Below are 11,602 nucleotides of genomic sequence, written 5' to 3'. Positions count from 1 at the left end.
AGGGCTGAAGAATTCCTCTTCAGCCCTTTTGTTTTTTGATTGAATGCTATTCCATGTCTTCTAGGTTGCCCAGTATTTGGTAGAAGAAGCCGATAGTGCGGGCATATTCTTCCACAAGAATGCGTTCGTTTACACCATGGAACCCTTCAAATTCTTTCACATTCTCAAGCTGAATAGCGGTGATTGTGAAAACATCTGGTGCAAAATCTCTCGCTTGGAAATGTTTGGAATCTGACCCTCCAATAACGAAGAATGGCGCAACAATGAGATCGTTTCCGTAAATCTGACGGATCGTCTTTTCTAGCATTTTGTAGCCATCGCTTTCTGGGTTCGCGATGTTTGTGGCTGGTGTGGATGCTGAAATATCACGAACCGTAATTCGATCGTCATCAATTGCATCTTTAACGTGCTGAATGATAACTTCCGGTGAATCGCCTGGCATTGGGCGAAAGTTTACAACTGCAGTGGCAGTTGGTGGTAGGACGTTGTCTTTGATACCCGCATTGAACATAGTTGTGGCAATCGTCGTGTGAAGCATGGCGCGGGTTACTTGATTTTCTGCCATTTCATTGATGAACTCTTGTTCAAGGTCAGTAAGTTCATCGTCTTTTCCGAAGGCAACGGCAGCGTACATGGGCTGTTGAGCTTCGTGCATTTCTGGCCCCATGTAGCGGTACTGATGTCTTACTGCTGGGTGAATCTTGTATGGGAACTGTGCCTCCTCGAGCTTTGTGATGGCCTTTGCTAGAATACCAATATTTGATTCAGTAGGCGGTTGAGATGAGTGACCGCCAACGCCGCTTATGGCAATTTCTAGACTGATAAATCCTTTTTGGGCGATGCCTATAAGTGCGGTGTTATCTGGAATTCCAGGGAATATGCCAGGTGTAAGTGGAGCTGATTCATCCATAACATAGGCGAATCGTTCGATACCGCGTTCTTCGAGCACATCTGCAATGTATCGCGCACCTTCATGTCCTCCCACTTCTTCATCTTGACCAAACACAAAGTAGATGGTGCGAGAGGGCTTCCAGCCTTCGGCGATACGCATTTCAGCTGCTTCGAGAATTCCGTGAATTTGGTTCTTGTCATCTAGTACGCCTCTACCCCAAATGTATCCGTCGGCAATAGCTCCTGCAAAAGGATCTTGGTTCCACTGGTCTCTAGATTCTTCTGGAACAGGAACCACATCTTGGTGGGCATAGAATAGTGCGGGTTCAAGTGAGGGGTCGGTGCCTTCCCATGTATACAATAAGCTATATGGACGTGGGTCTCCGAGAACTTCCTTTTTCAATTCCCTATGCACATTCGGATACGACTCTTCGAGAAATTTGTGGTAATTCGCGAAGGCTTCGGTATCAAAATCGTCGCGATCTTGATTGGAAATTGTTTTGAAGGTCACGGCTTTTGAGAGACGCTGAATAGCGGCGTCTAAATCGACGTCAATTTCAATTTGCTCTACACCGGTCATCTGTTTGGAGGTGAATTCGCTTAGGTCGACTTCCGCGGGGGTGGTGGTTGAACTTTCTTTCTCTGAATCTCCGCCACACGAGGCCATTATGGCTACCAGGGCTAATAGGGAAAGTTTGGAATGGATCGGTTTCATGATATGAAAGGTTGAGATATGAAATATGAAGGTCTCATTTACCAAGGTAACGGTACCACTGGTGCGATTGTAAATCGGATTTGATGTCTTGGCCCAAAGTTGTCCGGCGCATCTACATAATACCAATATTGTGCGCCAATCCGCACTGGTAGACTTCCGAGCTTTAAGACTTTTTGAGCGCCGATACCTAGCGGAAGAGTAAGTCTGTTGCCTTCTTCAGCAAGGTGATTATAAGAATACGTTGGTGACGCATTTATTTGCCAAGCATTTTTCAAATTGATGGTGTAAAAGTACTGTCCAGCTGTAACGCTCGCAGTAGTGCTTCCCCCTGAAGCAATCCAGAAATTATCTTGAATGACAGAAACTGTTGAAGGATCTGCATCCGAACCGCCAATTCCCCAAGCATGACTTACGATGAGTCCAACCGCACCGAAATTTGTCAGTTTTGCGACCATTAATTCAGGTCCAAGCGTTGTATAATTCATACGTAGTGCCTCGTCCGAAGCTGTCGGAAATCCGCCAAAAACTCCGACAAGAGTAATCCATTTTGATGGCCAAGTTTTGCCGATAGCCACATCGGCGCTAATGTTTCCAAGTGCGGTTCGTTGTTCAAATCCGTTGGAACCAATAACGGGCTGGCTAATATAGATAGGCACGAGCGGACGAACGTACAGGTTCAGCCCATCGGAAATAGATATGGGTAGAGAGGGTTGGAAAGAGACTACGAAAGCATTTTGCCTAGATTCATCGAGCGCATTACCGTACTGAATGTAGTCAATCGGGAACAACATCTGTCCCAATGTAGCGTTCGGGTCCGCTAGTTTCTTTGCTAGGTCTGAAGTACTCGTTCCGTCAGCATCTTGAGCGAAGGAGAAGTTACCTACGAGAATAAAAAGTAGAAATGAAAACAGCTTTTTCATAATAAGTAGAGAAGTCAGTTCGATGTCAAGCACTCTTCGAGAACTTTATGTTTGCAATTTATCATTTCTGAATTCAATTGAGGTGCAATTGTCCTTAAGTTAAGATGTAAAATCGATTAGGACCTGCCAACTTTAATGTCCATCTATCTATTTGGGTATCTTTGATACTTAATCCAACAGACCTGAAGTAATGAGGCACACTCTGTCTACTATTTTGTTAATGACGACACTTATCTTCAGTAGTGCTTTGCGTGCTCAAAGCCATTACAACAACCTTCGGGGAGCTCCAGAAGATAGCGCACGTGCTACTGAACTCAACTTTCCCGGAGCGATCAAAATTCCTGATTCCGACTTCTACCTGAAGTTTGGGGGTTATTTTAGAATTGATGCGATTTACGATTTCAATGGTTCGGGAAGTAGAAATCAATTGTTGATGAGTCAGATTTATGCCGATAATGTTCCAGAAGCGGCATTCGGACCATTCTTCAATATGCATGTTCGCGAAACTCGCTTCAATTTTGACATTCGCAGAAAGACCGGTTTGGGAAGAGACATGAAGTTCTTCATTGAGTTTGACTTCTTTGACGAATCTTTAGGGGCCGGACAACCACGATTGCGCCACGCATTTGTGAAGTATGGAGGCTGGACGGTCGGCCAAACGTGGACAAACCTTTCTGACCTTCGCGTTTTCCCTTTCATTATGGACTTTTCTGCTGGAGATGCCCTCTTTGGCGGGCGTAGTGTACAAGTTAGATACGAGCATGATTTTACACCGCATTGGCAACTCGGTGTATCGGCAGAAATGCCTGGCCTCAACGGAATCTTCAATCCAGACACGGTAGTTGGTAGAGCAATGCCCGTAATGCCAGTAGGATCCATTCGAATCACGAATAACCGCGACAATGGCATGATATCCATGGGAGCACAGCTTGAGCAAATTAGGTGGTACGGACTTGGAGTAGGTCCGACTTCGACCGCCTTGGGTTGGGGAGTTGTTCTCAATGGTCGCCAAGGGCTTACCTCTGACCTTTTCGTCACCTGGCATATGTCCTACAACCGAGGAATTACGGATCAGATTCTCATCTTCGCTGGAACCGATCAAGGCGCTGTTATTCGTCCCGATGGGTCGTTTGTATTAGAAGATGCTATCACTTTTGCCGTAGGTGCAGGATATCACATCACTCCCAAACTTCAAACAAATTTCGCGCTTGCGAGAACCGACAGGGGAGAGCTTGATTTTCGATCGGACCATACACTTGACAATGGATATATGGGGCATTACAACTTAATTTATGCGCTCGATTCTCATGTGATGACGGGTATTGAGTACCAATGGGGGAATATTCAGAATGTAGACCTTGCTACAGGTTCAGCTTCTAGAATTCAGGCCATGCTGAAGTATTCGTTCTAGAATTGGACCACAATCCGCTCGTTGCAGTGAGTCTTCGTACCTTTCCCCAATGAAGAAATTCAATTGGCTGAATGCCATCACGTACATCGCTCGAGCGTGGGCACTCATCATCGCAATTTTTGCCATCCTCGCGATGTTTTCCAATCAATTTGGAATCACCGCTACAGGCGTCGAATCTCAGTCTACAGATAACATCGTTTCCTTCATTTTCTTTCCATTAGGAACCGTGGGCGGAATGATGTGGGCTTGGAAGAAAGAGCTTCAAGGCGGGATAATCGCACTTGCTTCAATGGTCGGACTTATCGTCTTGAGCCCAGACTTATTGGAGGTCTACTGGCTTCTCGTATTCATCCTCCTTCCAATCTTTCTCTTTATCTGGATTGGCTACGCAAAACGAAACTTAAACTCTCAATAATTATCATGAAAAAGGTACTTATCGCTCTCGCTGCTTTCGCCGCATTTGCGTGCTCAAATGAATCGTCCGACGCCAATGTCGAAACAATTCATTCAGGAGAAACTCCCGAACTTCAGGAATCAATAGAGATATCTTTGTTAGAAGCATTTGCGGAGAACCCAGCCGTGCTCAAAAGCATGGAGGGAAATCAGATTGAAACGTTGATTGAAGATGCCAAGGCTAACGCGGATCAGGTGTTGACCTTCTACGTGGCAAATGCCGAGAAGGCTTTGGAGGTTGCAGCTGGCTATCAATATGCGGTCGTTGTAACTGGGAACCATACTGCGGTTCGAATTGCGAGTTACGACGATTGCCAACAATCGGGATCTTGGGGGATTTGCATGCCCTTGGTGGAAGGGTTCATCCGCAAAGGAGGCGAACTGAAGGAAGAAGCAGACTACATGAATATGGTGGTTGGTCGTCCTGATGACCAGAACCGAAAAATCTATTTGCTCAATCGAGTTAGATAGTCGGGTTTCCATTCTATTTTCATTACATTTTGAGGATGCAATACCCCGGACATCTTTCCTCGAAATTGCCGCGCGTTGGCACCACCATTTTTACGGAAATGAGTGCCCTTGCTCAACAGCATAATGCCGTCAATTTATCGCAAGGCTTCCCAGATTTTGATCCGCATCCAAAGCTGATTGAAGCGGTTTCCAATGCCATGAAATCTGGTCACAACCAGTATGCGCCAATGGGAGGTTGGCTGCCGTTGCGCGAACGGATAGCTGAGCAAATAGAGCAGCGATACGGAACCGCATTCAACCCAGAAGACGAAATAACCATCACCGCCGGTGCAACACAAGCGCTTTGCACCGCCATGGCCGCTACTATTACAGAGGGCGATGAGGTGATTCTATTCACACCTGCATACGATGCTTATGCTCCTTTGGTAGAGCTTTTTGGAGGAACTCCGGTGTATGTGAAGCTACAGTTTCCGGATTATCATATCGATTGGGATCAGCTGCAACACATGATTAGTCACAAGACAAAGATGATTGTGATTAACAACCCGCACAACCCTACCGGCGCGGTATTAAAAGAGGAAGATTTAGACCGACTAGAGCGCATCGTGAAGAATAGCAACATTCTGCTCTTGGCGGATGAGGTGTATGAGCACATCATTTTTGACGGCTTGAAACATCAGTCTTTGTTGAGCAGAAGTGCCCTCGCTGAGCGAACCATTGCGGTATATAGTTTTGGCAAAACCTTTCACATGACGGGTTGGAAGCTCGGGTATGCGGTCGCTCCTCAAAACCTAATGAAGGAATTCAGGAAGGTTCATCAGTTCAATGTATTCTCGGTAAACCGACCCGCCCAAGTGGGTTTGGCAGAGTTTCTTACAGACGGTTCGCAATGGGAGGTCGGACAAATGTATGCCCAAAAGCGCGACGAGTTTTTGAAGCTCGTTTCGTCCTCCAGATTCAAAGCACTTGCCTCACATGGAAGCTATTTTGTTTTGATGGATTATTCAGCCGTGACCGATGAACCGGATATGGAGTATGCCAAGCGGTTAACTATTGAAAAGGGTTTGGCGAGTATACCGGTTTCGGTCTTCTACAATGTGCCTACTGATCATAAAGTGCTGAGGTTCTGCTTTGCGAAAAACTCGGAAACCCTTGAACGGGGCGCGGAGATACTCAACACACTCTAATGGAGAGGTTTTGGTTCGAAACGAAGCACGGTTTCATCAATGTTGATGACGAGTTTATCTCATATTCTGATACTGGAAACTGGAAAAGTATCAAGAGTATTCCTGAGAATGCATTCGAGTCGAAATACAGTCAGACTTGGAAAGAAGTAGCCGTATCTTACCTCAAGAGCATCGTTTTTTTGTTGGTGATTGGTGGAGCAATTTTACTGATGTTCGGTGTAGAATGGAATGCGCTTGGAGATTACTTAGAGGTAGGTCTTGTACCTCTCGTTGTAGTTTTGGTTTACCCGTTGAGAAAGCGCTTGATGCGTGGCAAGCAGTTCTTTAGGATAGCTAATAGCCGTATTATTTCTATGGAAATTCAGAAAGCTGCTAATGGCTCGAATACGCTTCGAATTTCATTCAAGAACAGCGAGGGATTAGAAGACAAGGCTGAAGTTATTGGGCTTTCGCAAAGGGACGTTGAGCACTTGGAAAGCGCGTTTGGCAAGCAGGTGAGACCTTCGTTTGCGGCTGTTTCGGAGTAGTAGGCAATCTGGTACTTGAAATTTGAAGAAGTGTACGTCTTGAGAAATCAGGATCCTATTTTGTTTGAATTATCTTTGAGACAAACGCAAATGATGTAGGTTATGAGTACCATAGAGTTGAGAAAAAAGCTTCACGAATATGTGAACTCTGCAGATGAACGCGTCCTGCGAATTATGACTGCAGTATTTGAGAGTTATACAAACTCAGCTGACGAGATCGTTGCCTACACAGTGAGAGATGAGCCACTCACACAAGACGAGTATGTAAATAAGGTTCGAGAAGCAGACCAATCCATCGATAAGGGGAAATTCACAGATGTGGATGAGCTTGAATATGAGATGGAAGGGTGGTAAAATTGTCAAAACGAATAACTCAACTCTATACTCGCATTCAAACTCCATAAATCGAATCCTCCGTGATCTTCACCTTCTGGAAAGATGGTGTACGTGTAGAATAAACCCGTGTTTAGGCCGATTTGGTCCGTAATTTTGAAGCGATACAAGGCCTCGGCATAGGGTCCAAAGCCTATTCGTTTTTCATCCAATGTTATATAGCTTTCATACGTGCCATCTTGAATGGCGGGGTCGTTGGTTTCTTCCAAGACTCGAACTTCGGATACGGCTTTACCTTGATATAACGAATGAAGGTTGCCACCTAGGCCGATGGCGAATGGTAATTTCCCAAACCAATATCGTACTCCAAGATTGAGGTTCGTTGTAAAACTGTGAAAGCGAGAATCGACTTCAAACAAGCCTCCTTGTCCAACGGTATACCTTCTCGTTGCGGCAACTTCACCATTTGCATGGTAACCACCAGATACACGGATGGACAAGGCACGCAATATGTGTATATCTGCACCAATACCAACAGCGTAACTTGAACCTATCAAAGACTCTGAGGAGGTCCACGTTCGGTTTATTCTGTTACCAAGTCCAAATTGTCCCTGAACAAACACGTCTGTTTCCGGAAACTGTGCTAAGGCCGAAATGGAAGAAAATAGCGCAAGGGCTAGAGTAGATAGCGTTTTCATGAGAGAGCGACTTAAAATTCGAAATTACATATTCTACTTGTACTCTGGCGGGGTCTTTCGAATCCCCGGTAATGTTGCCCTGTGTTTGTATGCGTGGAGGTTTGTGGTGATGAACAAGATCCCAATTCCCACAATTGCAGCGTAAGCCACACTGGGTTCAACCTCCCAAAACTTGTACGCAATGGCAACAAAGGCCCAGATTCCAATTGTGGCTGATTCGCGCAAACAACGAACCACAACAAGGTAAACGTAAATGGATGTAGCGGCGCCAATCATAACCATAGACCATACATTTTCGGCAATGCCGAAGCCATCCCAACCGGATATTTTAAGAACCGCGGCTATGTTCACCACCGTGGCTGAGATAATCCAACCGAAGTAGAAGGTGAGGGGCCACCACACCGTGAGCATCACGCGCATGGGAGCATCCCAAATTTCGAGTCGTAGTTTGATGACCAATTGCGTTAACGAGAAAAGCAAAGTGAGCATCAAGATTACACTTAATACAAACTGTTCGTGAACCCAAGCGAAAACCCAAAGTCCGTTTGCCAAGTTTGAAACGGCGAACCACCACCCGCCAGGAATGAGCGACTCGTTTGCCCTCGCAGTATTCCGATTTACCCATTGGGCAATTACGTACACGATGAGCCCAAGGAAAATCGCTCCCCATATTGAGAATGCATACCCTGCGGGGGTAATGAGCGTATCGTTTTCATTGCTGACTTCACCTACTGATTTACCAAAGTATGTGCCCGAACCGCCAAGCCCGTTTACGGCCAACATGAAAATTAGGGTAATTGTATTGACGAGTAGTAAGATGTTCTTCTTCACGGCGATTGTCTGTTAGTGGGTATAATTTAGACAATTCGCTGGGGAGAATGTTTGAAGCTATTCTTGGTCGGACGCTTCCTGGTGAGTGCGCAGTTGTCCTTTCTCGATTTATAACCTCTTCCTTTTTTTTCGGCGAGTCATACTGACAAATTTCAGTACGTAAGGCCACAGACTTCACTTGAGGTTTTTGTTGCTTGCGGAATAGAAGGGTTGAATAAGGCTGTCTATTCATCTTTCTTTAACCAAAACCAGTACCTATGAGGATCAAAGTTCTTACCCCGCTCATTGCGTTCTTATTCCTTCTCACGGTGTCATGCGAACGTGGAAAAGTAGAGCGTACATCACCGAAAAGTTCTGATGCGATTGACCAACTAGCCGTGACTCCAAACCTCCAAGTTGGTCGCATTGTCGATGGTGTTTTTTCATTCACGATTCAAACTTCAGAAATGCTTGAGACCTTTTGTTCAGTAAGCGGACTTACCGCCTCCGAACTCGCTCTATTCGCCCATAATTCATCCGAAATTGAACTCCTCTTCGTTCTATCGGATGCCTCCGGAATTGGAATCCCATTAGTCATAGAAGGAGATGCGGTCGTAATGTATGGGGTGAATACGATGGCAGATAGACATACGTGTTCGGGTGACCCTTGCGCCTCTTGTAGGTTTATCCGAAAGAGAGGACTAATCAATATCGGATTAGGTGAGATAATCGGATGTGCATGCAACCAAGAGACGGTTGATGGCGTCAAGCAGAAATGCAACCACTCGGTGTCAACCGATTTAGGATTTGAAGATGAAGATTCCGAACCCGGTTTCGTGGCAGCGCTAATTGCGGAGTACAGCAAGTGAAATCCATTAGGCGCTTCTTTTCACCTTAAAAAGCGCCCAAAAATTGAGTCCGATCAAGTGTGCAAGGGTGATAAAGACCCAGTAAAACAGCCACAGCAGACTCGAACCGAATTCGCTGTTAGAATCTAGCAACCCTATAAAGAACAAGGAATAGGTAATCTGAACAATCAAATGAATGAGTAAAGCCCGTCGATTTGATTTGCGCATTTTGACGACAGGGAATATCCACAATAGAACTATCGACACGAGAAAGATGAAGAGTTCTTCTGAGGAGAGCATGCTTCGTTGATTTGAAGGTTGTTGAACGACCAAAGGATTGAAGGCAGAAACCGGATTTACTGGCAACTTCAAAAGTACATTAGAATCTCATGGCCATTTCTACCCCAAACTTTAGCATCCATATAGTCTGATAGGATCGGAATCATACTGAGGAACCTGGGTTTGTGGTCATGCTGATGATTGAGTATGCCAATTGAATTGAATCTGCTCCTTTACACTTTTATTATTTGATCACCGGATTTATAGTGTTTGCATGGAAAAGTGCGGTACGCATTAATTGAGACTCAAGGCGTAGATCGGAGCGAATTGAGTAGTGATATTCAAGAAAGACTCGTTCCATTATAGCCGGTATAACACCTCTATACCTCCATAAAAACCTCCAAAAAAATCACCAGTTGGCCCTGCTAATATCCAATCAGTGAACGCAGCGTTCATTGAGTATTTGAGATATGGACTTAAGTAAAAAGACCTGCTAAGTTTTACGTCGTATTGAAGTTGTATTGCCAAACCAAGTGCCCACAAATCTTCCTCAGCGTATGTCTCATCTGGCAAATAATCAGTGATTATATCAACAGTCTGAACCTTATGGTATTTTAGGTAGGTAATGTAGGTTAAATTGAATGGCCACGAGATGGCTTTTCTCAAGCCGGCATTCACTCCGTAATAATTATAGTAGACGAATTGGTTGGCAGGCAATTGCATGTTCGAACTTGTATCGATAACATTTCCAGCGTATGAACTTCCAAATCTTCCAATTGAAAGGCCGAACCGAACCACCGTTCTCTCAGATTTGGCCACTTGAATTTCGTAGAATCCTGACAATTCAAAGTTGTATGGCGTTTCGCCTTTTTCATAGTTATTTTTCAAGTACCAACTAGCAGGTCCGTAGTAGGCATTCACCCCAAATGAATGCGCAACGCGCTCATATGGTTGTGCAGTCGTATCGAGTGTGAAACAAACGAAGGCAAAAACTAGAACGACAATATGATTCAACTGCTTCATTCCCAACTGTATTGAAATCCTACACCTAGGTATATCCCAGCAATCATCGCGTCCAACGGCGCATTATCGCCTAAACCGTCAAATTGCCAAGCAACTTGGCCTTCTAGAGAGGGGACAAAGGATATACGCTTGGTGATAGGTACCTCGTATTGCACACTTCCCGATACTTCCACGGCCGAATAGCTGATGTCAGTAACTGTTCTATCCATGATGTTTGGGGAGTAGATTCGAAACGACCGAATGGAGTGATATCCTGCCCCTACACCAATAGAGAGGTGCTTCACAGCATTGAGCTCTTGTCGAAACTTTAGCCCCGTATACACACTGTTGAAGTAGTAATACACATCCGCGAATTCGCCGGTACCGTCCGGCATGTCTGGAGTAGTGGTTTCCCAACGGTCGGTAATGGCATGTCTACCCAAACCCAATTCAATCCTAAAGAATCTCTTGGTTGGCGACTCTTTACTGACCTCCAAGTCGAGGTACAATCTACCTCGATAATTTATGGGTGTAGGACCATCATCCGTTGTATACGAATTGGTGAAATAGCCTGGACCAGCCATGAAGTTTACCCCAAAAGCATTCTGGGCTTGCGAGACGAATGAGAGTCCAGTGAAAATTGAAAGTAGAAACGCCTTGTACATTTCGAGAGAGTTTGCTCTCCCCAAGGTAATAATTGATTTCTTGACAAAATGGTAAGTTGTAAAGAACTAAGCCGTCCGGAAATCAGCTTCAAGGATTTCAACGCTAAATTTCACATTAGCTCGCAGTGCACGAAATACTTTGAGTACCGTTTCGATGGTAACATTCTTAGTATTTCTTTCAAGCTTCGATATCTGTGACTTTTGAACCCCAATTAAGTTTCCAAGTTGCTCTTGGGTAAGTTGGCGTTCCTTTCGAACTGATTTAATCATTTCTCCGAGGATATCCACTTGCAAGTCAAATTCGTACTTGTCACGTGCAGCGGATCCTATTTTTCCGATGTCCCGATCTTTTAGTTGATCTAGGGATTTGAATTTTATTGATGATGACATTC

At 44.9% G+C, this 11,602-nt stretch carries 14 protein-coding genes; 7 read left to right on the top strand and 7 right to left on the bottom strand.

Annotation, left to right across the window (positions count from 1 at the left end; all coding sequences use genetic code 11):
- Positions 1–46 precede the first annotated feature (46 nt).
- Positions 47–1,606: a M20 family peptidase gene (locus F8C67_RS10060; protein ID WP_170266430.1), complete on the bottom strand. Its 1,560-nt coding sequence runs from the start codon at positions 1,604–1,606 to the stop codon at positions 47–49.
- Positions 1,607–1,644: 38 nt separating this feature from the next.
- Positions 1,645–2,526 carry a hypothetical protein gene (locus tag F8C67_RS10055; RefSeq protein WP_151667714.1) on the bottom strand — a complete coding sequence of 294 codons (882 nt, stop codon included), beginning with the start codon at positions 2,524–2,526 and terminating at the stop codon, positions 1,645–1,647.
- A 220-nt stretch (positions 2,527–2,746) separates the two neighbouring features.
- On the opposite strand from F8C67_RS10055, the gene F8C67_RS10050 reads away from it, so the two are divergent.
- The 6 genes from F8C67_RS10050 to F8C67_RS10025 all read left to right on the top strand — a co-directional run bounded on the left by F8C67_RS10050 (position 2,747) and on the right by F8C67_RS10025 (position 6,929).
- Positions 2,747–3,937, top strand: a complete 1,191-nt coding sequence (locus tag F8C67_RS10050; RefSeq protein ID WP_151667713.1) for a DcaP family trimeric outer membrane transporter — start codon at positions 2,747–2,749, stop codon at positions 3,935–3,937.
- Between the two features lie 49 nt (positions 3,938–3,986).
- Complete coding sequence (locus F8C67_RS10045; protein WP_151667712.1) at positions 3,987–4,352, top strand: hypothetical protein; 366 nt, start codon at positions 3,987–3,989, stop codon at positions 4,350–4,352.
- A 5-nt stretch (positions 4,353–4,357) separates the two neighbouring features.
- Positions 4,358–4,861: a hypothetical protein gene (locus tag F8C67_RS10040; protein ID WP_151667711.1), complete on the top strand. Its 504-nt coding sequence runs from the start codon at positions 4,358–4,360 to the stop codon at positions 4,859–4,861.
- A gap of 35 nt (positions 4,862–4,896) precedes the next feature.
- Entirely contained in the window at positions 4,897–6,048 is a 1,152-nt protein-coding gene (locus tag F8C67_RS10035) for a methionine aminotransferase (protein ID WP_151667710.1), read from the top strand.
- Positions 6,048–6,575: a hypothetical protein gene (locus F8C67_RS10030; RefSeq protein WP_151667709.1), complete on the top strand. Its 528-nt coding sequence runs from the start codon at positions 6,048–6,050 to the stop codon at positions 6,573–6,575. The genes F8C67_RS10035 and F8C67_RS10030 overlap by 1 nt, the downstream gene beginning before the upstream one ends.
- Before the next feature lie 102 nt (positions 6,576–6,677).
- On the top strand, positions 6,678–6,929 hold the full coding sequence (locus F8C67_RS10025) for a hypothetical protein (protein WP_151667708.1): 252 nt from the start codon (positions 6,678–6,680) through the stop codon (positions 6,927–6,929).
- A 5-nt stretch (positions 6,930–6,934) separates the two neighbouring features.
- Here F8C67_RS10025 and F8C67_RS10020 read toward each other — a convergent pair whose 3' ends face one another.
- Complete coding sequence (locus tag F8C67_RS10020; protein ID WP_151667707.1) at positions 6,935–7,606, bottom strand: hypothetical protein; 672 nt, start codon at positions 7,604–7,606, stop codon at positions 6,935–6,937.
- 33 nt (positions 7,607–7,639) lie between these two features.
- The gene (locus F8C67_RS10015) at positions 7,640–8,437 is read right to left on the bottom strand and encodes a hypothetical protein (RefSeq protein WP_151667706.1); all 798 of its coding nucleotides are present in this window, start codon (positions 8,435–8,437) and stop codon (positions 7,640–7,642) included.
- A 257-nt stretch (positions 8,438–8,694) separates the two neighbouring features.
- On the opposite strand from F8C67_RS10015, the gene F8C67_RS10010 reads away from it, so the two are divergent.
- Positions 8,695–9,285 carry a hypothetical protein gene (locus F8C67_RS10010; RefSeq protein WP_151667705.1) on the top strand — a complete coding sequence of 197 codons (591 nt, stop codon included), beginning with the start codon at positions 8,695–8,697 and terminating at the stop codon, positions 9,283–9,285.
- 618 nt (positions 9,286–9,903) lie between these two features.
- Here F8C67_RS10010 and F8C67_RS10000 read toward each other — a convergent pair.
- The 3 genes from F8C67_RS10000 to F8C67_RS09990 form a co-directional block, all read right to left on the bottom strand.
- Positions 9,904–10,566 (bottom strand): hypothetical protein, encoded by a 663-nt coding sequence (locus tag F8C67_RS10000; protein WP_151667703.1) that lies wholly within the window; start codon positions 10,564–10,566, stop codon positions 9,904–9,906.
- Positions 10,563–11,210 (bottom strand): hypothetical protein, encoded by a 648-nt coding sequence (locus F8C67_RS09995; RefSeq protein ID WP_151667702.1) that lies wholly within the window; start codon positions 11,208–11,210, stop codon positions 10,563–10,565. Before F8C67_RS09995 ends, F8C67_RS10000 begins: the two co-directional genes overlap by 4 nt.
- Positions 11,211–11,276: 66 nt before the next feature.
- Positions 11,277–11,600, bottom strand: a complete 324-nt coding sequence (locus F8C67_RS09990; protein ID WP_151667701.1) for a helix-turn-helix domain-containing protein — start codon at positions 11,598–11,600, stop codon at positions 11,277–11,279.
- Positions 11,601–11,602 lie beyond the last annotated feature (2 nt).

This window comes from Phaeocystidibacter luteus (assembly GCF_008933115.1).
GTDB lineage: Bacteria > Bacteroidota > Bacteroidia > Flavobacteriales > Schleiferiaceae > Phaeocystidibacter > Phaeocystidibacter luteus.
Note: the sequence above shows the minus strand (reverse complement) of the source record. Positions and strands in the feature narration are given on the sequence as shown.